Below are 22,969 nucleotides of genomic sequence, written 5' to 3'. Positions count from 1 at the left end.
ACTCCAGGATAGCTGCTCAGGCAGCGAGCTATCCCGGATAAGACTCCGGTTCAGGCCGCCGCAAAGCCGAGATGAGCACGGAACCGGTTCTTGATAAAGACGGCATCGCGCGAGGGCAGCGAGCGCGGCGGATTTTCGGCCAGAACCTTGATGACAAAGAGTCGCGGGCCATCGGCCGGCGCGGCGATCTGCGCTGCGAGGCGTTGTACTTCTTCAAGCGTCCGCATAGTTCCGGTCGCGGCGAAACCGCAGGCCGCAGCAATCGCCGTGAGATCAACGCCGCGCCCGGTGTGGCTCGCCTGCATCCCGGTCTCGCCAAAATGCTGGTTGTCGATCACGACGATGTCGAGATTGCGCGGACGGGCAACGCCGATGGTGGCGATGCCGCCGAAGCCCATCAGCTGCTCGCCGTCGCCGGTGAGAGCGAGGACGCGCTTGCCGGGCTGAGCCTGAGCGAGCCCAAGCCCGATCAGGGCGGCGCCGCCCATGGCGCCCCAGAGATAGAAATTGTCGTCGCGGTCGCCGGTCGCATGCAGATCGTAGGTGGGCGAGCCCAGACCGGAAACGACCAGCGTGTCCTTGCGATCAGTCAGGAGAGCAGCGACAGCGGCACGGCGATCGAGCTTTGAGGAAACGGACATCGATATCACCACTTTTTCTTGCCGATCAGGCGTTGCCCGATCAGGACGGCGATCTGCTGATCGGAGTCATAAGCGAGCGTGGCCGCGGATTCGACGGTCTCGACCAGATCCTCCGCCGTCTCCGCCCGCATCACTTTCAGACCGATCGCCTCCAGCGATGGCTGCGTCGCCCGGCTCATCGGCACCTGCCAGGGATTGAACTCGGCCCATTCGCCGCGCATCGTCACCAGCATCAAGAGCGGAAAGCGTCCGATCGCCGACAGCGACAGCATGTTAATGCAATTGCCGACCCCGCTCGACTGCATCAGCAACACGCTGCGCTGGCCGCCGAGCCAGGCGCCCGCGGCGATCGCGATGCCCTCCTCTTCCGTGGTCAGCACATTGGTGGTGACGTCGCGGTCGGCCGAGAACAGGCGGATCAGCTGGCTGTGGCCGGCGTCCGGCACATAGGACATCTGCCGGACGTCGGCGGCTTTCAGAATGCGATAGAGCTCGCTCGGCCAGTCGTCTGCGCGCGCGTCGGGATTTGGTTGGGGGCTGTGCACCGCGTGTCTCCGTGATTTCGAGCGCCACGCTAGCGATGTTCGTGCGCGGAGGCACTGACCGTCTGGCACGAACAGATATCGAGGGATTGTATAGCTGCGCATGGCTGCGCCCTGTCCCCTTGTGGGAGAGGGCATCGCCGCAGCTCAATGCAAACTCACGAGGGTGAGGGGTTGCCTCCGCACAGTCGAGCGCCTCTGTACGCGCCGAGAGATACCCCTCATCCGGCGCTTCGCGCCACCTTCTCCCACAAGGGGAGAAGGAAGGACACCGTCACTGCGGCTTGCAAGCTAGTTCGCCGCGGACCTCACCGCGGCCGGCATGTAGATCTGCGCGTAGCCTTCCTTGATCGCCGACGTAATGCGATCGAGGCGGCGGTCGATGTGCTTCTCCAGCACCGAGACGCAAGTCTCCTCGTTCCGCGCCTTCAGGCCTTCGATCACGGCGCGGTGCTCGGCCTGCGTGTTGTTGCGGTTGATGCTGTCCATGTCGATCCAGCGCACGAAGCGGATGCGGGCGTTGACGTTGCGCAGCACCCGCAGCATCTCGGCATTGTTGGACATCGCCATCAGCCGCTCGTGAAAGGTCTCGTCCAGCTCGACCAGCTCGACCGAGGTGCGCTCGCCGGGATCGGGGCCGGTCGCTTCGAGGAATTTCAACAGCGCGTCGATGTCCTCGTCTTTCGCCCGCTTGATGGCGAGACGGACGGACGCGACCTCGATCGACTTGCGCAGCTCGTAGAGATCGAAGATCTCGTGCGCATCGAGCTCGCGGCAGAAGAAACCCTTGCCTGGCGTGAAGCGCAGGAAGCCTTCGGTGTTGAGACGGTTGAGCGCCTCGCGCAACGGCGTGCGGCTGACGCCGAGGCGCTTGGCCAGCTCACCCTCGTTGAGCCGCTCGCCCGGCTTGAACTCGTAGCTCACGGCCATCGCCTTGAGCTGCTCATAGACGCGATCGACGATACTATCGGAAGCCAGTTCCACGTTGCTCATCTTCAGCTGCATTCATGCCCGAACACAGCCCAATATACTGGGGCTGTGGGAGTGATTGCAATGCAAAGGAAAGAGCTTGTTCAGGGCCCTGCGACAGACGGAATCAGCCAAAAGCGCGCGGACGCAGTCCAGCATGAAACCAGGTGATCATGGAATAGATGTCGTAGACGGGCAAGCCGACTTCGGCCTGCAACGCCGCCGCATAAGGCGGCATGTTGGTGCATTCGAGCACGATCGCGCCGACATCGGGGTTCTTGGCGACCAGCTCCTTGCCGGCCTCGACCACATCACGCTCGGCTTGCGCCACGTCCATGTCGTCCTTCTCAGCCTTGATCAGGACGCGGAAAAACTCCTTGCCGTGCTCGGTGCCGACCAGCGGCGTGTCGAGCGGCACGCCGGCGCCTTCGAGATGGGCCGGGGTCAGGGTCGAGCCCGACACCGTGACGAGGCCGACGCGCTTGCCGGGCGGCAGGGTGGCCTGCACCCACGGCACCTGCATCAGCGACGAGGTCGCGACGGGAACGCCGACGGCGGCCGCGATCTCCTTCTGGAACAGCGAGAGGAAGCCGCAATTGGTGGTGATGGCTTCGGCCCCCAGCCGCACCAGATCTTTCGCCGCGTCGATGAAGTCAGGCAGCAGGCCGGCCGCGCCCTTCAGCACCACCTTCTCCGGCGAAGCTCCGCTCACGACGCGATAGAGCACGGGGAACGGCCAGGTCGTGCCGTTGCCCATGTCGCCGGGAATGCGGGGGAAGCGCGCTTCCAGCATCAGGATGCCGAGCGGGGCGCCATAGATGGCCTTGCCGCCACGGGCGATACGGGAGGACGAGTTGGCCGGGTACGTCATGGTGCGATCTCAGAGGAAGCGAGTGGGCGAAAACGGCGCGAGCGGAATTTCGGGCTGCTTGCCGCTCAGGAGCTGCGCGACAAGACGGCCGGTGCGGGCCGAGCCGACCAGGCCGACATGGCCGTGGCCGAAGGCGTAGACGATGTCGCGCGAGGCGCGCGCATAGCCGATGCAGGGCCGACCGTCCGGCATGCTCGGGCGATGGCCGAACCAGGTCTTGATGCGCGAGGCCGGAATATCCTTCGGCAGTTTTGGGAACATGCCGAAGAGATTGTTGCGCAAAATCTCGGCGCGCTTCCAGTTCGGCGCGGCCTCGAGGCCCGCGATCTCGACGGTGCCGGCAGCGCGCAGGCCCTTGTCGGTCCAGTTGACCACCATCTTCGCATCCGACGCCATGATCGAGCTGCGCGGCCCTGACTCCGGATTCTCGATCATGACGTGATAGCCGCGCTCGGTCTCGAGCGGCAGGGGATCGCCGACCGATGCGGTCAGCGCCTTTGAACGCGCGCCTGCGGCGACCACCGCGGCATCGCAAGGAATCTCGCCGGTCTCCGTGATGACAGCCACGAGCTTGTTGCCGGACAGCTTCAGACCCGTTGCCTTGGCACGCACGAGCTTCGCGCCATTCGCCAACGCATGATTGGCAAGCGCTGCGACATAGGCGCCGGGATCGCGGCAGCGGCCGGCCTCCTCCACCACCACGGCAAAAGAGTAGCGCGGATGCAGCTCCGGCTCGCGCTGACGGATCTCGTCGGCATTGAGCTCCAGCCATTCGACGCCGACCTTCTTGCGCAGGCGCCAGCCGAGATCATTGTCGAAATTGCCGCGCGACGGGAAGGCGTGCATCACGCCGTTGCGCTCGATCAATTCAGGGACGCCGGCCTCTTCCGCGAGCTTCCGGTGCAACAGCGGCGCGTCCTTGAGGAGATCGCGCAACGCAAACGCCGTTGTCTCGACCCGCGCCTCGGTCCAGCCTGAGAGCAGGTACTTGATCAGCCAGGGCAGCGCCTTCGGCAGATACGACCAGCGGATCGCGAGCGGCCCGAGCGGATCCATGAGATAACCCGGCACCTTCTTCCAGACGCCGGGCTCGGCCGGCGGGATCACCGAATGCGAGGAGAGCCAGCCGGCATTGCCGTAGCTCGCTGCCTGTTCGCCACCGGGCTCGCCCGGATCGATCAGCGTGACGCGATGGCCCTCGCGCAGCGCCTCGATGGCGCTGATCACGCCGACCGCGCCGGCTCCGATGATGGCGACGTGGCGGCCTTCCGGCATCACTTACGCCTTCACCGCCGGCACAAAATCCTTGCCGACCGAGATCGCGCGCGGATCGATGATGCAGTGGAGGATCGATGGCTTGCCCGAAGCCAGCGCGCGCTCGAACGCCGGCGCAAATTCTTCGGTGCGCTCGACGCGCTCGCCATGGCCGCCGAACGCCTTTGCGTACATCGCAAAGTCGGGGTTCTTGAGCTGGGTGCCGACGACGCGGCCGGGATAGTCGCGCTCCTGATGCATGCGGATGGTGCCGTATTGCGAATTGTCGACGACGATCACGACCAGCGGCGCGTCGTACTGCACGGCGGTCGCGAATTCCTGTCCGTTCATCAGGAAACAGCCGTCGCCGGCAAAGGCGACGACGATTCGATCCGGATATTGCCGTTTCGCCAGCACCGCCGCCGGCACGCCATAACCCATCGAGCCCGAGGTCGGCGCGAGCTGCGAGGCAAAACTGTGGAAGCGGTGATGGCGATGGATCCAGCCGGCATAATTGCCGGCGCCGTTGCAGACGATCGCGTCCTTCGGCAGCCGGTCGCGCAGCCAGGTCATGACCTGGCCGTACTGGAAATGGCCCGGCAGCTCGCGCGCCTTCTCGGTCCAGGCCAGATAATCGGAATGGGCCTTGGCCGCTTCGCCCTTCCAGGCAACCGAGCCTGCGGGCTTCAGCGTCTCGACGGCGGCGGCGAACGCGGCGGGCGTCGCCTGGATCGCCAGCGCCGGCTGATAGATGCGGCCGAGCTCTTCCGAGCCCGGATGCACATGGATCAGCTTCTGCTGCGGGGTCGGAATATCGAACAGCGTGTAGGACGAGGACGGCATTTCCGACATGCGGCCGCCGATCAGCAGAATGACATCGGCATTGTCGATGCGCGCCTTCAGGCCCGGGCTCGGCCCGATGCCGAGATCGCCGGCATAGTGCGAATGATCGGCGTCGATCAGCGACGCGCGGCGGAACGAGGTCGCGACCGGCAGGTCGAACCGCTCCGCGAAGCGCGCGATGCTCTTGGTGGCGTCATCGGTCCAGCGCGAGCCGCCGAGGATCACCAGCGGCGCCTTGGCGCTCGCGAGCATCGCGCTGACGCGCGCGACGTCCGCAGGCGCCGGCCAGCTCACCGCCGGCTCGATGCGCATGGCATCGGCAACGGCCGCGGTTTCCGTCAGCATGTTCTCCGGCAGCGAGACCACGACCGGACCCGGGCGGCCCTGCATCGCGACGCGGAAGGCGCGCGCGACCAGCTCCGGAATGCGGTCGGGGCGATCGATCTCGACCGCCCATTTCGCCATGGTGCCGAACACCGCCTTGTAGTCGAGCTCCTGGAACGCCTCGCGCTCGCGCATGCCGGTGTCGACCTGGCCGACGAACAGGATCATCGGGGTGGAATCCTGCATCGCGATGTGGACGCCGTGGCTGGCATTGGTGGCGCCGGGGCCGCGGGTGACGAAGCAGACGCCCGGCCGTCCGGTGAGCTTGCCATAGGCTTCCGCCATCATCGCGGCGCCACCTTCGGCGCGGCAGATCATGACGTCGATCGGGCTGTCATGCAGTGCGTCGAGCGCAGCGAGATAGCTCTCGCCCGGCACGCAGGTGACGCGCTCGACGCCTTGGGCGACGAGCTGATCGATCAGGATCTGGCCCCCGGTGCGGGTGTTGCGAATACTCATGACGGCTCCCTAAAAGGCTTTGGCGATGCGCGTTTGTTCCGAGGTGGCGTAGGATAGACGGACAGGCCGCGCAAGACCAATGCAGCCAGCGCAAGGGGCATCGACACGCATGTCAGCGTCGCGCGGCAATCGCGATCACCTCGATGCGAAAGGCGGGATCGGCGAGCTCGACCTTGCCGCAGGCGCGCGTCGGCGCGTCGCCCGGCACGACCCAGGCATCATAGACCGCATTCATGGCGTCGAAATCGTCCATGGACTTGAGCCAGACCTGGACGCTGAGCAGGCGCGACTTGTCGGTGCCGGCGCGCGCCAGCATGTCGTCGACTTTCGCCAATGCCTCTTTTGTTTGCTGGGTGATGTCGGCGGTCTTGGTGTCCGCGACTTGGCCGGCGAGGAAGACGAGGTCGCCGAACACGGAGGCGCGGCTGCGGCGGGCGTTCTGGTCGATGCGGGTGATATCCGACATGGTCTTTCCTTACTTGCCGGCCGCGATGATGCGGCGGCAGTGATCGAGCGCGGCGCCGATCAGATTGTCGCTCGCCTCCGGCGTGCGGAACGCCGAATGCGCCGACAGCGTCACGTTCGGCAATTTGGTCAGGGCATGGCCGGCCGGCAGCGGCTCGACCGTGAAGACGTCGAGACCGGCATGGGCAATGTGGCCGGAGCGCAGCGCATCGAGCATCGCGTCCTCGTCGACGACGGCACCGCGCGCGGTGTTGATCAGGATGCTGCCCTTGCGCATCTGCGCGATGCGTTCGCGCGACAGAAATCCCTTGGTCCCGTCGTTGAGCAGCAGATGCAGCGAGACGACGTGGCTCTCCGCCAGCAGCTTCTCCAGCGCAACGAATTCGACGCCCGGATGCGTCTTCGGCGTCCTGTTCCAGGCGATCACCTTCATGCCGCAGCCCGCCGCCATGCGCGCGGCTTCGGCCGCAATGCCGCCGAAGCCAATCAGCCCGAGCGTCTTGCCGGTAAGCTGGACCGCGTCGCGGCGCAGCCAATTGCCCTCGCGCATGCCGCGGTCCATCTCGCCAAAGCTCTTGGCAGAGGCCCACATCAGCGCAATCGCGCATTCGGCGACCGCGGTGTCGCCATAGCCCTTGATGATGTGAACGGCGATGCCGTGCTCGGCCAGCTCCTCCGGGTTCATGTAGCTGCGCGCGCCGGTGCCGAGGAAGACGACATGCTTCAGCTTCGCGCACTTCGCGGCAATCGCCGTCGGCACCGCCGTATGGTCCACGATCATGATCTCGGCGGGGCCGAGCAGGCCGGGCAGATCGCCGGGCTTGATGGAGGGATTGCGGTTGATGCTGACCGGCAGATTGGCGGCGCCGAGCAACTTCTCGGTGACCGCGGCCAGGGTGTCGTTGGCATCGACGAAAACAGCACGCACAGACTCTCTCCTCTTGATCCCTGGACCCGCGGGGCGGTCCAACATCCGGCCCGGCGTCACGAGGATTTTCTCCCGCTTTGCCAACGGACTAGGCGCCGACCTGCCTCAGCGCTCAAATCGCCGGCAAGGCTGCAATACCATATTGCATTATGATCTGAATACAGAAATAGTCCAACCAGCCGGAGCTGATGATCCCCATTCCCCAGGAGCACTGTCCATGAACCGCAGGGACGCACTCACCACCGTCGCATTGGCGGGCGCCGCCATGGCCGCGACCGCCTCGGCCAAGGCCGACGCCGCGCCGACGTCCACGCTCGATCGCATCAAGAAGAGCGGTGTGCTGCGGATCGCGGTCATCGCCGGCCAGGATCCCTATTTCCACAAGGATCTCGCCACCAATCAATGGTCGGGCGCCTGCATCGACATGGCGAACGACATCGCGGCCAAGCTCGGCGCCAAGGTCGAGACGCTGGAATCGACCTGGGGCAACCAGATCCTCGATCTCCAGGCTGACAAGATCGACCTCGCCTTCGCCGTCAATCCGACGCCGGAGCGTTCGCTCGTCATCGACTTCTCGTCCCCGATCCTGGTGCACTCCTTCACCGTCATCACCAAGAAGGGCTTTGCCAAGCCGCAGACCTGGTCCGAGCTCAACAAGCCCGAGGTCAAGATCGCCGTCGACATCGGCTCGACCCACGAGACCATCGCGCGGCGTTACTGCCCGAAGGCGAACATCCTCGGCTTCAAGACCCGCGACGAGGCGATCCTTGCGGTGTCGACCGGCCGTGCCGACTGCAACGTCTCGCTGGCGGTGCTGTCGATCTTCACCCTGAAGAAGAATCCGACACTCGGCGAGCTCGCGATCCCGCGGCCGATCCTGACGCTGCCGACCAATCTCGGCATCCGCGCCGAAGCCGATCGCCGCTACAAGGATTTCCTCAGCGCCTGGGCCGACTACAACCGTTCGCTGGGCCAGACCCGCGAATGGCTGCTGAAAGCCTATGAAACCGTCGGCCTCAGCGCCGACGACATTCCGGGCGAAGTGCAGTTCTGAGACCCGAGCCCAGAGCTCGAAACACCTCTCCCCGCCGGGGAGAGGTGGCCCACGGGCAGCCGACCGAACCCAATTTCGTCATGCTCGCTAATCCCGCGACACCCGCGGCGTTGACGGCGTAACGTTCGCCGGCGTGTGGAATTCGAGGCGCGCGCGGTTCTCCTCGCGCACGCCGCTGTCGTCGCGCTCACGTCCCACTCAGGCCAAGCTCCGCCCAGATGCGGGAGCGCGCGCCTTCGTTGAGAGGGACAATGTGAAACGGCTGACCGAAGATGGCCAGCGGCTCCCTGGCCGGCGCGAAGCGCGGCCAGGCTTGCGCAACGTCCGGCGTGCCTGAGGTGACGAAGCGCAGCAGGCTGGTCTGGAACCGCGCGGCGACATCGATGTCGGCCGGTGTCATCGGCCCGCCCTTGCGCTTCAGGATCGGGCGATCGATGAAGTTGGGCAAATGCGCCCAGAGGCAGGCGTTGTCGGCGCCATGGGTCGGCCCTTGCGATAGAAACGGTTCCAGCGCCGGGCGATGGTCGAACCGGCTCAGCCACACCGCGCCGCCGGCGGCTGCATGAAGCCGCGCGAGTTCGGCCATCGGGCGATGCCAGAACGCATCCGACAGCAACGCTTCATAGGGATCCTCGTCGACGCGCGCCGAGCCCCGATAATAGGCCAGCAGACGCTCCCAGCCGGCATCGCCGAAGGCAGCGCGCACATTGCGCTCGGTGGTGCGGATCATTGCGGCCGGCGGCGCGCTCTTCAGGAACATCATCATCTCGTCGCGGCAGGAGCCAAGCCAGAGCGGAATGTCGCGCAAGGTGCCGTCGGCAAAGACATCGCGCGGCTCGCGCGGAATCACGGCGCCGTCGAGCACCGGACCGAACACGGTGCCTGAAGCGGTTTCGTCCGCCAGCCTGCGGCCGACTTTTTCCACGCCCGCGAAGAGCTTCAGCAGTGGCACGGTGGTGATCGCGGCCGGATCGCGCGCAAGCTCGAGCTCATCGAGCACGCGGCGCGCGACATCGTCGGCATGGTCAGCGCTCATGATATTGCGGCCCGGGGCACTCAGCGCGAGCGCGCGGATGAACTTGCCTTTCGCCTGCGGCAATGTTGCGAGCGTAATCACCATGGAGGCGCCGGCCGATTGGCCGGAGAGCGTCACCGCATCCGGATCGCCGCCGAAATTCGCGATGTTCGCGTGCACCCAGTCGAGCGCGGCGAGCGCATCCGAGATGGCGAGATTGTTGGCTTCGCCCAATCCGTGGCGATGCAGTTGCAGGAAGCCGAGCGGACCGAGCCGGTAGTTGATGGTGACGATGACGGCCGGGCCGTGCGCGGCGAGGAATGCGCCGTCATAATCGGCGCCGCCGCCGGTGACGAAGGCGCCGCCATGGATGAAGAACAACACCGGCAGCGGGCGGTTGGCTTCCGCCGGTGTCCAGATGTTGAGGCTGAGACAGGACTGCTCCGCCTGATCGAGATCCCCGGGCTGCGGCGCATGGCCGCCGTAGTCCGTGCACCGGCGCGGCTCCGTCCACGCCGGCGGCAGCGTTGCCCTGGCAAAGCGCCGCGCGGTCGCGAACGGCACGCCCTTGAAGGCGCGGACGGCCCCTTGCGCGGCCCCAATGACGGGGCCGAGCGTGGTCGGAACTGCGTTGGTCAGCATGCGATCGTTGCCCTGTGCTTCACTCAAGCGCGCCGCTTGCCGAGATCGGCGATGTCGACCTTGTGGGTTTCGCGCGCGGTCGATGCAGCAGCCGCCGAGGCGACGCAGCAGCCGGCGACGAAGATCGCAACCGGGATCCAGCCGTTCGGTCCCTCGCCGACCAGGCTCGCGCTCACCAGCGGCGTGAAGCCCGCGGCAAGGAAGCCGAGCTGAGTGCCGATCGCGGTGCCGGAATAGCGCACGCGCGCCTCGAACATCTCCGCGTAGAACGACGGCCAGATCGCGTTCGGCGCGGAGTAGATGATGTAGAGGCCAATCGCGGCGGCGAAGATCGCCGGTGTGCTGCCCGACGTCACCAGCATGAAATATGGGAACAGCAGCACGGCGCAGCCGAGCACGCCGCCGATGAACACCGGCTTGCGGCCGATCCGGTCGGCGAACAAGGCCCAGAGCGGTTGCGCGAACAGCGCCACGACATTGCCGAGCACACCGGCCCACAGCATGGTCGGACGCGCGACGCCGAACTTGCTGGTGGCGTAGCCGAGCGCGAACACCGCGGTCATGGTGCTGACGGTCGCGATCAGCGCGCAGACGATCACGCGCAGCACGTCCGGCCAGTAGTCGCGCAGCAGAGCGATGACGGGGAAGCGCGCGACCTGCGCCTTGTCCTTGATGTCAGCGAATACCGGCGTTTCCGGCATGGTCCGCCGCACCAGATAGGCGACCAGCAGCACCAGCGCGGAGAGCAGGAACGGAATCCGCCAGCCCCAGCTCAGCAATTGATCTTCCGGCATGCTGGCGACGGGAATGAACACCAGCGTCGCCAGGATCGCGCCGGCCTGGGTGCCGCTCAAGGTCCAGCTCGTGAAGAAGGCGCGGTTGGAATTGGCGGAGTGCTCCAGCGTCAGCGAGTTCGCCCCGCTCTGCTCGCCGGCCGCCGAGAGGCCCTGCAACAGGCGCAAGAGCGTCAGGATGATCGGCGCGGCATTGCCGATCGATTTGGCGTCCGGCAGCAGCCCGATCGCGAGCGTCGAGGCGCCCATGATCACAAGTGTGAACAACAGCACCGTCTTGCGGCCGATGCGGTCGCCGAAATGGCCGAGGATGACGGCGCCGACCGGACGCGCGATGTAGCCGATGCCAAACGACAGCAGCGCAAGCAGCGTCCCGGTCGACGGGTCGACATTGGCGAAGAACACTTTTGGAAAGATCAGCGCGGCCGCGGTGCCGTAAATGAAGAAGTCGTAGTATTCGAGCATGCTGCCGACGAAGCTGACGAGCGCAGCGCGCTTCGGCAGCTTGTTTTGCCCGGCGTCCGCAGTGGACGGCGCGTGCAGCGATGCGATTGAGGTCGAGCTCATCAAAATTCCTCCCCGTGGGCGATGGCGTCGCGGCTCGCTTCCGGCCCGTCCGGCCTTGCGCGCGTTTTTTGGTTTTGGTTGCCGCAACCTAGGTTCCGGCATAATGTACGAACTAGTACGTTTATGCAAGATAGCTCGAAAAGTTGTCGGATTGGGCGAAATTTGCCTTCACCTTCAAGGTGATCCATAGAAACCGGCGGGAGAAATTGTGATGCTCAAGCGCATGCCGCCCCCATCGAAGCGCACCAACGACCCCGAGCGCACCAAGCGCGACATCCTCGAAGTGGCGATGGCCGAATTCGCCTCGGAAGGCTATTCCGGCGCGCGCGTCGACGCGATCGCGGCGCGGACGCGCACGTCCAAGCGGATGATCTATTATTATTTCGGCGGCAAGGAGCAGCTCTACCTCGCCGTGCTGGAGGAGGCCTATCGCAGCATCCGCGCGCTGGAGGACCAGCTCGACATCGCAAGCTGCGATACACGCGAGGGCCTGCGCCGGCTGATCGAGGCGACCTTCGACCATGACGAGCGCAACCCGAACTTCATCCGCCTCGTCTCGATCGAGAACATTCACCACGGCAAGCACCTCAAGCAGAATTTGCAGCTGCGCCAGCTCAACGCCAGCGTGATCGCGACCCTCGACGGCATTTTGAAGCGTGGCCGCGCCGAGGGCGCCTTCCGCGACGACGTCGACGCCATTGATCTGCATCTCGCCATCTCCTCCTACTGCTTCTTCCGCGTCGCCAACCGCCACACCTTCGGCGCGCTGTTCGACCGCGACCTCAGCGAGCCCAGGGTGCTGGCGAAGAGCAGAACGCAGATCGTGGAGATGATCCTGGCGTGGCTGGCGAAGAAGGGGTGAGGCGGCGACTGCGCGCCAAACATTCGCCGTCGTCCCGGCGAAGGCCGGGACCCATACCGCGAGATCTATCGGTGGAGATCGATCGCAGTACCGAACGACCAGTCTTCGCCAAACCCCGCCCTGTGGTTATGGGTCCCGGCCTTCGCCGGGACGACGTTGGGGCGGCATCTGCACAACTGTTTCAAGATTGCGACGGAGGACATACCCAGTCCGCGCGACGATACCTTTATCTGCCTGTTTTGCCCGACGAGTCAACGGATCGCGGTCCCCGCGACGCATCCTGCCAGCTACCGCCATTCTACTGTGCATGGGGTTGTTTTCGACATTTTTGTTTGGACCGCCCTCACCCAGGCTTCTTCTGCCGCGCGCTCGCCGCGAGCACCAGCAGGAACGACGCCGCCGTCATCAGCGTCGAGATCGCCGCTATTGTCGGGTCGATCTCGTCGCGCAGCGCGGTGAACATGCGCTTGGTCAGCGGCTGATACTGACCGCCGGAGATGAACAGCGCGACGATGGTCTCGTCCATCGCCGAGATGAAGGCGAAGATGCCGCCCGCGACCACGCTCGACTTGATCTGCGGCAAGGTCACCGCGAAGAAGCTGCGCAGGCGGTTCATGCCGAGGCTGCGCGCCACCATCTCCTGAGCGGGGTCGAAGCTCTGCATGCCTGCGAGAACGGAGATGACGACGTAGGGCAATCCCAGCATCACATTCGCCAGCACGAGGCCCGGCAGGGTCGCAACCAGACCGACTTTTGCGTAGACGAAGAAGATGCCGACCGCGGTGATGATGATCGGCACCACCAGCGGCAACAGCAGCGCCATGTGAATGACGCGCATGATGCGCAGCTTCGACTGGCTGATGGCGTAGGCGGCGGCAACGCCGAGCGGCGTCGCGATCACGACGGTCAGCAGCGCCACCGTCAGCGTCACCCGCGTCGCCTGCATCCAGGCCGGATTTGAGAAATATTGCTGGTACCAGCGCAGCGAGAAGGACGGCGGCGGGAAGGTCAGGAAGCGTGCGCTGGAGAACGAGATCGGCGCGATGATCAGCACGGGAAGGATCAGATAGATCAGCACCAGCGCGCTGATCACATAGAGAGCGATCCGGGCGGGCGAGATGCGCGTCATTTCTGCCCCAACACGCGTTCGAGCGAAATGAAGCGGCTGACGGCGAAGAAGATCAGGAGCACGCCGAGGAGAAGCACGACCGCGACCGCGCTCGCCGCGCCAAACTGGTTGTAGAGCTCGACGTTGCGGCTCACCAGCATCGACACCATCACCGTGCGCCCGCCGCCGAGCAGCTCTGGCGTGATGTAGAAGCCGAGGCAGAGCACGAACACCATGGTGCAGCCCGCGAGCACGCCCGGCAGCGACAGCGGCAGGAACACACGGCAGAACGTCAGCGAGGGGCTCGCCCCCAAGCTCGCGCCGGCCTGCATCAGGTCGCCGGGGATCTTCTGCATGGTGGCGTAGAGCGGCAGCACCATGAACGGCAGCAGGATGTGCACGGTCGCCACCACCGTACCGAACGTGTTGTGGACCAGCGCCAGCGGCTCGGAGATCAATTCGAGATACCGCAGCAGCTGGTTGATCACGCCGGTGCGCTGGAGCAGCGCCAGCCAGGCATAGGCACGAACGAGAACGCTGGTCCAGAACGGCAGCACGACCAGCGCCAGGATCAGGATGCTCCACCCCTTCGGCAACGCGTTGGCGAGATAGGCCACGGGATAGCCGAGCAGCAGCGCGATCAAGGTGACCGCGAGGCTGATCTCGAAGGTCAGCGCAAAGCTGCGCCAGTAGATGTCCTCGGTGAAGACGCGGCGGTAGTTCTCCAGCGTGAAACCGTCATGATAGATCGACTGCCAGGCCAGCCAGCCGACCGGCAGCACGATCAGAGCCAGGATCACCAGCAGCGCCGGCGACACCAATGCCAGCATCAGCCCGTGCTCACGGCGCTGATGCTTTTGGGACGGATCTGGCACGGATGTTGCCAAGGCTCGCCTCGCTTACTTCTGCATGAATGAGGCCCAGCGCTTCTCGGCGGCCTCTCCCGCAGGCGAGGACCACCAGGCGTAGGACATCAGCGCCTGCTTCGATGCGTTCGCGGGCTCGCTCGGCAATTGCGCGGCGCGCTCGGGCTTGATCACGTTGGTCTGGAACGCATTCGGGTTGCCCGGGCCGTAGTCGATGTTGAGCGGCAGATTGGCCTGGTGCACGGGATCGACGGCCTCGTTGAGGAACTTCACGGCGGTGTCGAGATTCGGCGCGCCCTTGAGGATGCAGAGCGAGGTGCTCTGCAAGATGCCCTGGTTGTAGGTGAAGGCGACCTTGGCGCCTTCCTTCGCGACCGCGCTGACGCGGCCGTTCCAGGCCATCTCCATGTCGACCTCGCCGTCGTTGAGCAGCTGCGCCGACTGTGCGCCCGAGGTCCACCACACCGTGATGCTCGGCTTGATCTCTTCGAGCTTCTTGAAGGCGCGGTCGACATCGAGCGGATAGAGTTTGTCGGGCGCGACGCCGTCGGCCATCAGCGCGGCCTCGAGCGTGGCGATGGGGTGATTGCGCAGCGCGCGGCGGCCGGGGAATTTCTTGACGTCCCAGAAATCGACCCAGCTGTTCGGTGCGTCCTTCGGAAACGTCTTCTGGCTGTAAGCGAGCACGCTGGAATAGAACTCGTACGACACCGAGTAAGGACTGCGATAGGACTCCGGCATCGCCGCCGCGTTCGGGATCTTCGAGAAGTCGAGTTTTTCGATCAGCCCCTGCTCGCCGCCGCGCAGGCAATAGCCGGTCGGAGTGTCGACGACATCCCAGATCGGCTTGCCGCTGCCGACTTGCGTCTTGATCGCCGGCCAGGCGTCGGGAATGGAATCCTGGTTGATGGTGATGCCGAGCTTCTTGGCGGAGGGATCGAGGATCGCCACCGTCTGCGCCTGCTGATAGGCGCCGCCCTGCGAGACGAAAGTGATCTGCTCGGCGGCGCTGGCCGCGGTGCCAGCCAACCCGATCGCGCCGAGCGAAGCGCCCAACAGGGCGTAGCCAAAGTGCTGTCTCATCGTCATCCTCGCCTCCTCTGTCACAAACAAAATCTCACTGTCCGATCGCATCCAGAAACTGGTACCAGCCGGCGACCATGCGCACGGCGGGCTCGCGCAACGGATAGAACGGAATCGATTTCATGCGCCGCGCGTCGAGCAGGCCGACATCGGGCGTCTCGCCGCGAACGAAGGCGGCGAGATAGCGGCCCATCAGGCTCGACATCGCGACGCCCGCGCCGTTGTAGCCCATCGAGAACAGCGTACGGTCGTCGAGCCGGCCGATATGCGGCACCGAATCCAGCGTCATGCCGACCAGGCCCGACCACCTGTAGGCGAGCGGCAGATCGGCGAGATCGGAAAAGATGCCGACCATCGCCTTGCGCAACGCATCAAACGCCAACTCTGAATCTTGCTTGCCGAAGGCACCCCGACCGCCAAAGATCACGCGGTTGTCGACCATGCGGAACCAGCGCATCATGCGCTTGGTCTCGGTGTAGGTGCGCCCCGTCGGCATCAGCTTGCCGGCGAGATTACGCGGCAGCTTCTCGGTCGCGATGATGGCGCTGCGGAACGGGATCAGCGTGCGTTGCAGCTGCGCGGTCGCGCCGGTCAGATCGGAGTAGCTGTTGGTGGCGATAATCGCCTGCTTCGCCCGTACCGCGCCTTGCGGCGTCTCGGCAACGATGCCGTCCTGCTCGCGCCGAAGTTTGACGACCGGCGACTCCTGGAAAATCGGGACACCGCGGCGGGCCACCCCGTCGGCGAGGCCGCGCAAATAGTTCAAGGGATGAATGCCGCCGGAGCCGGGATTGAGCACGCCGCCCACAAAAATGTCGGAGCCGGTCTCGTCGCGCACGCCGTGCTTGTCGAGGACGCGGACCTCTGCATCGCCCATCTCGCGCGTCATCCAGTTGGCTTCGTCGATCGCGGCCTTCAGCGTCGTCTCGTTATGCGCCGCCTTGACCTGACCGGTGCGCGTCAGGTTCGCGCTGGTGATGCCGAATTCAGAGACCAGCTCTTCGACCATGTCGGTCGATTCATGCGCGATCTCGTACATGCGCTTTGCCATGGCGCGGCCATGCACGGCATCGACCTCGCGGAACGAGAGGCGGAACTTTGCGGTGATCACGCCGCCATTGCGGCCGCTCGCGCCCCAGCCGGGACGATTGGCCTCCAACACGACCGACGACAGACCGCTCTTGGCGATGTGGTGCGCCGCCGATAGCCCGGTAAAGCCGGCGCCGATGATCACCACATCCGCCTGATGCTCACCCGACAGGACCGGAAACGCGCGCGCGGGCTCCGCCGTGGCTTCCCACAGCGAATTGGCCGATGGCCGCGCGCTCCAGTCCCGTGTCATCTCCGCGCTCACGGATTTATGCCGCCGGGCCGATGGCGGCGTCGGCGAGCGCCTTCAGCGTCGGGAAATGGAAGTCCGGCTTGGTCAGCGTCTCCACCGCCGGCGTGCCGCCGAAACCGGCGATACCCTGGCGGCGCTCGATCCAGCACACCTTGTAGCCGAGCTTCCGCGCAATCCCGATGTCGTGGTACTGGCTCTGCGCAACGTGGAGGATGTCGGACTGCTTGTAGCCGAACGCCGACTGGCGACCCCTGTTGTAGGCAAAGAATTCAGGGTTCGGCTTTGCCACGCCGGTGTCGTCGGCGCAGACGGTGTCGTCAAAGGGATTGCCGAGCGCGTGCGCATAGCAGGACAGCGCGACGCGGTCGGCATTGGTCATCGCCACCAGCCGGAACTTCGTGCGCAGGCGCTTGAGCGCTTCGACCGAGTCCGAGAACGGCCCCCAGCGCAGCACGGCGAGCTGGAACACGTCGCAGGAGTCGTCATCAGCCGGCAACCCAAGCTCGGTGGCGAGATAGCGATAAACGTCAAACATCACTTCGCTCGAACGCTCATGATGCTTGTCACGGCCGCGCTTGTAGGACTCAAAAATCTTGTCGTCGCTAAGCTGGGCCGGCGTCTTGCCGGAGATCCTGCGCACCGCGGAGAGCACGCCGGTCTCGAAATCGATCAAGGTGCCGACGACGTCGAAGGTGAGGACCTTGAAATTGCTGAACGCGGCTTGGGTCGACATATCAGTTTCTTCTCTCGGGTTGGACTGGGCTTGAGTTCAGTCCCCCACCCTGGGGACGACGATGGTGTCCTCGGGGTGAAGGGTCACGGTGAGACTGCCGCCGAGCGGCGGAATGCGGCTATAGGCCTGGTGGTAGCTCGGCTGGCGCAGGCTGAGCGCAAGGCCGTCGGCGAGCGCGAGGAAGATGCGCAGGCTCTCGCCCTGGTAGACGATGTCGGTGACGGTCCCGGTCAGCCGGTTGCAGGCGGTATCCTGCGCGCCGTCGTCGATCAGGAGCTTTTCGCTGTGAACCGCGAGCATCAGGGCATCGCCGTCGGGAATGGCGCGGGCGCTGCGCAGCAGCGCGTTGCCGAGCGTCACACTGGACGTATCGACGCGGCGCACTGGCAGCAGCGTCGCCTCGCCGATAAAGCTCGCGACGAAGGAATCGGCGGGATGGTTGTGCAGGCGCGCGGGTTCGTCGATCTGGATCAGGCGACCGTCCCTCATCACGGCGACGCGGTCGCTCATGGTCAGCGCCTCGCGCTGGTCATGGGTGACGTAGATGATGGTGGCGCGGATCCGCCGGTGCAGCGCGCGCAGCTCGATCTGCATGGATTCGCGGAGCTGCTTGTCGAGCGCGGAGAGCGGCTCGTCCATCAGGATCAGGCGCGGCTCAAAGATCATGGCGCGCGCCAGCGCCACGCGCTGACGTTGGCCGCCGGAGAGCTGGGCGATGCCGCGCGCCTCGTAGCCGGCAAGACCGACCATCGCGAGCGCCGCGCGTACCTTGTCGGGCCAGGTCGCTTTCGGCAGTTGGCGCGCGCGCAAGGGAAAGGCGACGTTCTCGCCGACGCTCATATGCGGGAACAGCGCGTAGTTCTGGAACACGACGCCGATGTCGCGCTTGTGCGGCGGCATATAGGTGACGTCGCGACCGCCGAAGAGGATTGTGCCCGACGTCGGCAGGATGAAGCCGCCGAGGATGCCGAGCAGCGTGGTCTTGCCGGAACCGGAGGGGCCGAGCAGCGAGACGAACTCACCGGCGCTAACATTGAGGGACACGTCGTCGAGGGCGCGAACCGCGCCATAGGCTTTGCTCGCAGACCTGATCTCGACGCTTTCCGCTCGTTTGTCCAACGATCGTCCTCGCCATACCCTGTTATGGCGTGCCTCACTGCGCGCCATAAGCCTGCTTTATAGACAGGGTCTTGGAGCACTCACGCTTGAAGCGTGCGCCGCACCAAAATCTTCGCTCAGAGGCCCTGTCTTTAAGCTGTCATGTCAATGACAACAGAACCGGCAAAACTCGGCAATTGCCAAATTCTCACCGGCCTCATAACATGGCGTTATGCCCGAGCTGCGCCGGATGCTGCCCTCCAGTAATGCCCTGTTCGTCTTCGACGCAGCGGCGCGCAATGGCAGCTTCACCGCCGCGGCCGCCGAACTGAACGTCACGCAGCCGGCGGTGAGCCGCATGCTCGGCCAGTTCGAGGAGCATCTCGGCGTACGCCTGTTTGACCGCAAGGCGGGCCGCGCCGTGCTGACTGAGGAAGGCGAGCTACTCTATCGCCGCGTGCTCGAAGGCTTTCGCAGCATCGAGACCGGGCTGGTCGAAATCGAGCGACGCCGCAAGGGCACCGAGACGGTGACGCTGTCGGTCTCTTCCGCCTTCACCACACATTGGCTGATGCCGCGCATCGACAAGCTGCAGCGGGAATTTCCGCAGGTCGATCTGCGCTTTCAGCTGATCTCCGGCGCGCTGCGCGGGCCGGTCGAGAACGTCGATCTCGGCATGCGCTTTCGCGACCGTGACGAGCCTTCCACGGGCGGCACGCTGATCATGAAAGAGGTCATGCTGCCGATGTGCAGTCCCGGCTATCTCGGCGAGACCGATCCCGCCGAGGGCAACACCATCATCCGCCTCGCCGAGACGCCGGGCGATTGGGCCGCGGATTACGCGTCGCTGCTCACCTGCCGCCGCGGCGCGGCCAAGGCGCTGAGCTTCACCGATTATGCGGTCGTGGTGCAGGCCGCACTGCTCGGCCAGGGCATCGCGCTCGGCTGGCTGACGGTCGCCTCGCACTGGCTTCTGACCGGCGCGTTGGTGCCGGCCTCCGACAGACTCACCACCACGCAGCGCATCTGCGAGTTCCTGCCGCCACGCAACCGGCCGATGCGTCCCATCGCCGCCGAAATCCGCGACTGGATCATCGCGCAGATGCAGAGCGAGATCGCCGCGATCGACCGGCTGTATCCAAAACTCGGCGCGATGGCCGCCTGTTATTGATGCAGGATCGCGCCGCGCCGGGCAGCGGCAGTGCCGATGCTGCACTGCGGCTAAAATCGAACGGAAGTCGCGCTTGATTTTTCCGCGTCCTTGCCGCACCCGAGAGGCATGACGAAGGACAGCAAGGTCATTGCCGCCAACGCGGCCTTTTATGCCGCCTTTGCAACTGGCGACTTTGCCGGCATGGAACGGATGTGGGCGGATGACGACGCCATCTCCTGCATCCATCCGGGCTGGCCGGCGATCGTCGGGCGCGCCACCGTGATCGGCAGCTGGCGTGACATCCTGCAAAATCCGGAGCGGCCACAGATCGTCTGCGCCGAGCCGCAGGCGATCGTCGACGGCGACAGCGCGCGCGTGCTGTGCATCGAAATCGTTGACGGCACCGCGCTTGCCGCCGCCAATCATTTCAGGCGCGTGGGCGACGGCTGGCGCCTCGTTCACCATCAATCCAGCCCGATCGCGCAGATCGTCGAGCAGACCCACGAGGACCCGCCCGGCCCGAGCCGGCGTTTTCATTGAAACTCAGCACGGGCGTCCGAGCTCCGACAGATCATTCAGCACGAAGCGGGCATCGGTGAACTCATCGTCCCCGAAGAACATGCTGCGGATGACGAGGACGGGAATGTTCGCGCGCGAGGCCGCGATCAGGCCATTGGCGGAATCCTCGATCGCGACACAGTCCGATGGCGCGAGCTTCAACTGCGCCAGGACCTCGAGATAGACGTCCGGTGCAGGCTTCTTGTGCCGCACATCGTCGCCGGCGACGATCGCATCGAAGTCCGCAGCCCAGCGCCTCCCGAGCGCACGCGACAAGAGCGCATCGATGTTGCCGTGCGAGGTGGTGGTCGCGATCGCGAGCCGCTGGCCTCGCGCCATCGCAGCTGTGAGGAGATCCGCCACGCCCGGCCGCAACGGGCACTGGCCTGTTTCGACCAGCCCGGCATAATGCGCGCTCTTGATGCGATGAAGCTCTGCGATATCCTGGTCCGCCAATGGCGGCGCGATCTGCTGCCTTGCATGATAGGCGCGTATGCGTTCGTTGCCGCCCGTCACCCGCAGCAGGTCCTTGTAGACGGCACGGTCCCAATGCCAGTCGAGACCGCCGCGGACGAAGGCCTCGTTGAAGGCCTGCCGATGCAGTTCCTCCGTTTCAGCGAGCGTCCCGTCGACATCGAAGATTAGCGCGCGAGCGCACAGGATCAGCTCTGCCGCGTCAGATGGCGCTATGGCGGCCGCTTCTGACTGCACGATCGACGCCTCCTGGCCTGTAGCGAGCGACCATCGCCCGGGGTCGCGAGCGAGTAAAATCGCAATATCTTTTGTTAGACCCAAAAATCTCTTATGAGTGCGCAGGGCAGCGCGACAAAAACCCCGATCAGCACGAAGGACGCATGCGGCTCTTCATCCTTGGCCTCGGCTACAGTGCCCGGCACTTCGTCGCCAGATTTGGCGGCACTTTCTCGCATATTGCCGGCACGATGCGGGATCCCACGACGCAGGAGGCGATCCCCGGCATCGAGATGCATCCATTTTCCGGAAGCGGCCCGACTGACGCGACGATCGAACGTATCAGCGCCGCCGATATCCTTCTCATATCGATCCCGCCCGGCAGCGCAGGCGACCCCGCAATTGCGGCGTTTGGCGACGTGCTGGCGACGGGCCGTCATCGCAGGATCATCTATCTCTCGACCATCGGCGTGTATGGCGATCACGGCGGCGCTTGGGTCGACGAGAGCACCCAGCCGCAGACAACGCTCGATCGCGCGCGCATGCGGCTCGCGGCCGAACGGGCATGGACGGAAGTAGCGCGCGGCAATGCCGCAATCCTCAGGCTTGCAGGAATCTACGGCCCCGGCCGCAACGCGCTGGCGACGCTGCGCACCGGAACCGCCCGGCGCATCATCAAGCCGGGACAGGTCTTCAACCGCATTCACGTCGACGACATCGCAAGCGCGATCATGGCCGCGGTTCGCCGCGAAGGCGGCGGCAGCTGGAACGTCTGCGACGACGAGCCCACCCCGCCGCAGGACGTGATCGCCTATGCCGCGAAGCTGATGGGCGTTGCCCCGCCGGCCGAGGAAGCGTTCGCGGCGGCGGAGATGTCGGCGATGGCGCGCAGCTTCTATTCCAGCAGCGCCCGAGTCTCCAACGCGAGATTAAAGCGCGAGCTTGGCGTCACGCTTGCCTATCCGACCTATCGGCACGGCCTCGACGCATTATGGCACGCCGGCGACGGACGATAGGGTTTTGGCGCCTGCCGTGCATCCCAATAGTAGAGAGGGCGGCCAATCAGGCCGCCCCTGAAAACCAGGCGTCAGCTCAGGACGCCATATTTCTTGAACCAGGCTTGCGCCTGCTTCCAGGCATCTTCCGCCGCTTCCTTGCGGAAGCTGCCGCGATAGTCGGCATGGAAGCCGTGCGGCGCATCGGGGTAGAGCTTGAATTCGGCGGTCTTCTTGTTCTGCGCGAGTGCGGCCTTGAGCTGCTCGACCTGCGCGACGGGAATACCGGTGTCCGCTTCGCCATAGAGACCGAGCACGGGTGCCTTCATCTCGGGCGCGAGCTGAAGCGGGCTCTTCGGCCACAGCGGATTGGCCGGATCGACCGGGGGGCCGTAGAAGGCAACGCCGGCCTTGAGGGTGCCGCTGTGGGCAGCATATTCCCACACCGTGCGCCCGCCACGGCAGAAGCCGATGATGCCGAGCTTGGTCGTATCGCCGCCCTGCGATCCCGCCCACGCCACCGTCGCATCGAGGTCGGACAGCAGCTCGGCATCCGGCTTGGAATTGACGACCGGCAGCAGGTCCTCGATCTCGGTGATCTTGGTCAGGTTGACGCCCTTGCGGAAATAATAGTCGGGGGCAACGGCGAACGCGCCGAGCTTGGCCAGGCGCCGCGTCACGTCCTTGATGTATTCGTGCAGGCCGAAGATCTCCATCGCCACGATGATAACTGGCGCCTTGGTGTTACCGGCAGGGCGGGCAAAATAGGCAGGCATTTCCTCGGAGCCGACCTTGATCTTGGCGTCTCCGGCCTGGAGGCCGCTGGTGTCGGTCGTGATGACCTCGGCACGGACGGGACCCGCCGCAAGCGTGTAACCGGCGGCGACGGCCGCGGTGGCGCTCATGAAGCCGCGACGCGACACCGGGGGCGGCTTGACCAGCCCTACGACGTCGGATGTCATTGTGGTTTCGATACTCATCGTTGATCCTTCCTGATGCCTTGCCCTAGTGTCCTGCCCTGAACCTTCAGGCGACGCATTCGCCAATAATTGC

At 65.1% G+C, this 22,969-nt stretch carries 23 protein-coding genes; 5 read left to right on the top strand and 18 right to left on the bottom strand.

The features are described from left to right. Positions 1-50 precede the first annotated feature (50 nt). From IC761_RS07765 to IC761_RS07730, 8 genes are all read right to left on the bottom strand, one after another. Positions 51-641: a thiamine pyrophosphate-dependent enzyme gene (locus tag IC761_RS07765; protein WP_195802675.1), complete on the bottom strand. Its 591-nt coding sequence runs from the start codon at positions 639-641 to the stop codon at positions 51-53. A 5-nt stretch (positions 642-646) separates the two neighbouring features. Next, on the bottom strand, positions 647-1,186 hold the full coding sequence (locus IC761_RS07760; RefSeq protein WP_195802674.1) for a thiamine pyrophosphate-binding protein: 540 nt from the start codon (positions 1,184-1,186) through the stop codon (positions 647-649). A 288-nt stretch (positions 1,187-1,474) separates the two neighbouring features. Then, positions 1,475-2,176: a GntR family transcriptional regulator gene (locus tag IC761_RS07755; protein ID WP_246791460.1), complete on the bottom strand. Its 702-nt coding sequence runs from the start codon at positions 2,174-2,176 to the stop codon at positions 1,475-1,477. A 103-nt stretch (positions 2,177-2,279) separates the two neighbouring features. Then, positions 2,280-3,023, bottom strand: a complete 744-nt coding sequence (locus IC761_RS07750; protein WP_195802672.1) for an aspartate/glutamate racemase family protein — start codon at positions 3,021-3,023, stop codon at positions 2,280-2,282. A 9-nt stretch (positions 3,024-3,032) separates the two neighbouring features. Next, positions 3,033-4,298, bottom strand: coding sequence for an NAD(P)/FAD-dependent oxidoreductase (locus IC761_RS07745; protein ID WP_195802671.1), 1,266 nt, complete (start codon positions 4,296-4,298; stop codon positions 3,033-3,035). Positions 4,299-4,301: 3 nt separating this feature from the next. Beyond that, positions 4,302-5,963, bottom strand: a complete 1,662-nt coding sequence (locus IC761_RS07740; RefSeq protein ID WP_195802670.1) for a thiamine pyrophosphate-binding protein — start codon at positions 5,961-5,963, stop codon at positions 4,302-4,304. A 112-nt stretch (positions 5,964-6,075) separates the two neighbouring features. Next, positions 6,076-6,429: a RidA family protein gene (locus IC761_RS07735; RefSeq protein WP_195802669.1), complete on the bottom strand. Its 354-nt coding sequence runs from the start codon at positions 6,427-6,429 to the stop codon at positions 6,076-6,078. 9 nt (positions 6,430-6,438) lie between these two features. Beyond that, positions 6,439-7,356, bottom strand: a complete 918-nt coding sequence (locus tag IC761_RS07730; RefSeq protein ID WP_195802668.1) for an NAD(P)-dependent oxidoreductase — start codon at positions 7,354-7,356, stop codon at positions 6,439-6,441. A gap of 217 nt (positions 7,357-7,573) precedes the next feature. Here IC761_RS07730 and IC761_RS07725 point away from each other — a divergent pair, with 217 nt between their 5' ends. Next, a complete protein-coding gene (locus tag IC761_RS07725) occupies positions 7,574-8,410 on the top strand; it encodes a transporter substrate-binding domain-containing protein (protein WP_195802667.1) in 837 nt (278 codons plus the stop codon). 187 nt (positions 8,411-8,597) lie between these two features. Here the strand turns inward: IC761_RS07725 and IC761_RS07720 are convergent, their stop codons facing one another. Together IC761_RS07720 and IC761_RS07715 are read right to left on the bottom strand one after the other, a co-directional pair. Then, positions 8,598-10,094, bottom strand: a complete 1,497-nt coding sequence (locus IC761_RS07720) for a carboxylesterase/lipase family protein (protein ID WP_246791459.1) — start codon at positions 10,092-10,094, stop codon at positions 8,598-8,600. Continuing rightward, positions 10,091-11,428 (bottom strand): MFS transporter, encoded by a 1,338-nt coding sequence (locus tag IC761_RS07715; RefSeq protein ID WP_195802666.1) that lies wholly within the window; start codon positions 11,426-11,428, stop codon positions 10,091-10,093. The genes IC761_RS07720 and IC761_RS07715 overlap by 4 nt, the downstream gene beginning before the upstream one ends. A gap of 211 nt (positions 11,429-11,639) precedes the next feature. On the opposite strand from IC761_RS07715, the gene IC761_RS07710 reads away from it, so the two are divergent. Further along, positions 11,640-12,290 carry a TetR/AcrR family transcriptional regulator gene (locus IC761_RS07710; protein WP_195802665.1) on the top strand — a complete coding sequence of 217 codons (651 nt, stop codon included), beginning with the start codon at positions 11,640-11,642 and terminating at the stop codon, positions 12,288-12,290. A gap of 343 nt (positions 12,291-12,633) precedes the next feature. On the opposite strand, the gene IC761_RS07705 is transcribed toward IC761_RS07710, so the two are convergent. The 6 genes from IC761_RS07705 to IC761_RS07680 form a co-directional block, all read right to left on the bottom strand. Further along, positions 12,634-13,419, bottom strand: a complete 786-nt coding sequence (locus tag IC761_RS07705; RefSeq protein ID WP_195802664.1) for an ABC transporter permease — start codon at positions 13,417-13,419, stop codon at positions 12,634-12,636. Next, on the bottom strand, positions 13,416-14,228 hold the full coding sequence (locus tag IC761_RS07700) for an ABC transporter permease (protein ID WP_195804583.1): 813 nt from the start codon (positions 14,226-14,228) through the stop codon (positions 13,416-13,418). The genes IC761_RS07705 and IC761_RS07700 overlap by 4 nt, the downstream gene beginning before the upstream one ends. 69 nt (positions 14,229-14,297) lie before the next feature. Then, positions 14,298-15,347 carry an ABC transporter substrate-binding protein gene (locus tag IC761_RS07695; protein WP_438265133.1) on the bottom strand — a complete coding sequence of 350 codons (1,050 nt, stop codon included), beginning with the start codon at positions 15,345-15,347 and terminating at the stop codon, positions 14,298-14,300. A 34-nt stretch (positions 15,348-15,381) separates the two neighbouring features. Next, positions 15,382-16,689, bottom strand: a complete 1,308-nt coding sequence (locus IC761_RS07690; protein WP_195802662.1) for an NAD(P)/FAD-dependent oxidoreductase — start codon at positions 16,687-16,689, stop codon at positions 15,382-15,384. Between the two features lie 16 nt (positions 16,690-16,705). Further along, positions 16,706-17,422: an HAD family hydrolase gene (locus IC761_RS07685; protein ID WP_195802661.1), complete on the bottom strand. Its 717-nt coding sequence runs from the start codon at positions 17,420-17,422 to the stop codon at positions 16,706-16,708. A gap of 36 nt (positions 17,423-17,458) precedes the next feature. Next, positions 17,459-18,541 (bottom strand): ABC transporter ATP-binding protein, encoded by a 1,083-nt coding sequence (locus IC761_RS07680; protein WP_195802660.1) that lies wholly within the window; start codon positions 18,539-18,541, stop codon positions 17,459-17,461. A gap of 211 nt (positions 18,542-18,752) precedes the next feature. Between IC761_RS07680 and IC761_RS07675 the strand changes: the two genes are divergently transcribed. Both IC761_RS07675 and IC761_RS07670 read left to right on the top strand, forming a co-directional pair. Continuing rightward, positions 18,753-19,691 (top strand): LysR family transcriptional regulator, encoded by a 939-nt coding sequence (locus tag IC761_RS07675; protein WP_195802659.1) that lies wholly within the window; start codon positions 18,753-18,755, stop codon positions 19,689-19,691. 108 nt (positions 19,692-19,799) lie between these two features. Next, the gene (locus tag IC761_RS07670; RefSeq protein ID WP_195802658.1) at positions 19,800-20,213 is read left to right on the top strand and encodes a nuclear transport factor 2 family protein; all 414 of its coding nucleotides are present in this window, start codon (positions 19,800-19,802) and stop codon (positions 20,211-20,213) included. A gap of 3 nt (positions 20,214-20,216) precedes the next feature. On the opposite strand, the gene IC761_RS07665 is transcribed toward IC761_RS07670, so the two are convergent. Beyond that, positions 20,217-20,942 (bottom strand): HAD family hydrolase, encoded by a 726-nt coding sequence (locus IC761_RS07665; RefSeq protein ID WP_195802657.1) that lies wholly within the window; start codon positions 20,940-20,942, stop codon positions 20,217-20,219. A gap of 143 nt (positions 20,943-21,085) precedes the next feature. Between IC761_RS07665 and IC761_RS07660 the strand changes: the two genes are divergently transcribed. After that, a complete protein-coding gene (locus tag IC761_RS07660; RefSeq protein ID WP_195802656.1) occupies positions 21,086-21,937 on the top strand; it encodes an SDR family oxidoreductase in 852 nt (283 codons plus the stop codon). Between the two features lie 71 nt (positions 21,938-22,008). On the opposite strand, the gene IC761_RS07655 is transcribed toward IC761_RS07660, so the two are convergent. Continuing rightward, complete coding sequence (locus IC761_RS07655; RefSeq protein WP_195802655.1) at positions 22,009-22,896, bottom strand: dienelactone hydrolase family protein; 888 nt, start codon at positions 22,894-22,896, stop codon at positions 22,009-22,011. Positions 22,897-22,969: the final 73 nt, after the last annotated feature.

This window comes from Bradyrhizobium commune, assembly GCF_015624505.1.
GTDB classification, from domain to species: domain Bacteria; phylum Pseudomonadota; class Alphaproteobacteria; order Rhizobiales; family Xanthobacteraceae; genus Bradyrhizobium; species Bradyrhizobium commune.
Note: the sequence above shows the minus strand (reverse complement) of the source record. Positions and strands in the feature narration are given on the sequence as shown.

What these genes read in the sequence shown, in the direction of transcription:
- IC761_RS07765 (WP_195802675.1), bottom strand. Translation starts at nt 641, where the DNA reads ATGTCCGTTTCCTCAAAGCTCGATCGCCGTGCCGCTGTCGCTGCTCTC.
- IC761_RS07755 (WP_246791460.1), bottom strand. Translation starts at nt 2,176, where the DNA reads ATGAGCAACGTGGAACTGGCTTCCGATAGTATCGTCGATCGCGTCTAT.
- IC761_RS07750 (WP_195802672.1), bottom strand. Translation starts at nt 3,023, where the DNA reads ATGACGTACCCGGCCAACTCGTCCTCCCGTATCGCCCGTGGCGGCAAG.
- IC761_RS07745 (WP_195802671.1), bottom strand. Translation starts at nt 4,298, where the DNA reads ATGCCGGAAGGCCGCCACGTCGCCATCATCGGAGCCGGCGCGGTCGGC.
- IC761_RS07740 (WP_195802670.1), bottom strand. Translation starts at nt 5,963, where the DNA reads ATGAGTATTCGCAACACCCGCACCGGGGGCCAGATCCTGATCGATCAG.
- IC761_RS07735 (WP_195802669.1), bottom strand. Translation starts at nt 6,429, where the DNA reads ATGTCGGATATCACCCGCATCGACCAGAACGCCCGCCGCAGCCGCGCC.
- IC761_RS07725 (WP_195802667.1), top strand. Translation starts at nt 7,574, where the DNA reads ATGAACCGCAGGGACGCACTCACCACCGTCGCATTGGCGGGCGCCGCC.
- IC761_RS07715 (WP_195802666.1), bottom strand. Translation starts at nt 11,428, where the DNA reads ATGAGCTCGACCTCAATCGCATCGCTGCACGCGCCGTCCACTGCGGAC.
- IC761_RS07710 (WP_195802665.1), top strand. Translation starts at nt 11,640, where the DNA reads ATGCTCAAGCGCATGCCGCCCCCATCGAAGCGCACCAACGACCCCGAG.
- IC761_RS07705 (WP_195802664.1), bottom strand. Translation starts at nt 13,419, where the DNA reads ATGACGCGCATCTCGCCCGCCCGGATCGCTCTCTATGTGATCAGCGCG.
- IC761_RS07700 (WP_195804583.1), bottom strand. Translation starts at nt 14,228, where the DNA reads ATGCTGGCATTGGTGTCGCCGGCGCTGCTGGTGATCCTGGCTCTGATC.
- IC761_RS07695 (WP_438265133.1), bottom strand. Translation starts at nt 15,347, where the DNA reads ATGAGACAGCACTTTGGCTACGCCCTGTTGGGCGCTTCGCTCGGCGCG.
- IC761_RS07690 (WP_195802662.1), bottom strand. Translation starts at nt 16,689, where the DNA reads ATGACACGGGACTGGAGCGCGCGGCCATCGGCCAATTCGCTGTGGGAA.
- IC761_RS07685 (WP_195802661.1), bottom strand. Translation starts at nt 17,422, where the DNA reads ATGTCGACCCAAGCCGCGTTCAGCAATTTCAAGGTCCTCACCTTCGAC.
- IC761_RS07675 (WP_195802659.1), top strand. Translation starts at nt 18,753, where the DNA reads ATGCCCGAGCTGCGCCGGATGCTGCCCTCCAGTAATGCCCTGTTCGTC.
- IC761_RS07670 (WP_195802658.1), top strand. Translation starts at nt 19,800, where the DNA reads ATGACGAAGGACAGCAAGGTCATTGCCGCCAACGCGGCCTTTTATGCC.
- IC761_RS07660 (WP_195802656.1), top strand. Translation starts at nt 21,086, where the DNA reads ATGCGGCTCTTCATCCTTGGCCTCGGCTACAGTGCCCGGCACTTCGTC.
- IC761_RS07655 (WP_195802655.1), bottom strand. Translation starts at nt 22,896, where the DNA reads ATGAGTATCGAAACCACAATGACATCCGACGTCGTAGGGCTGGTCAAG.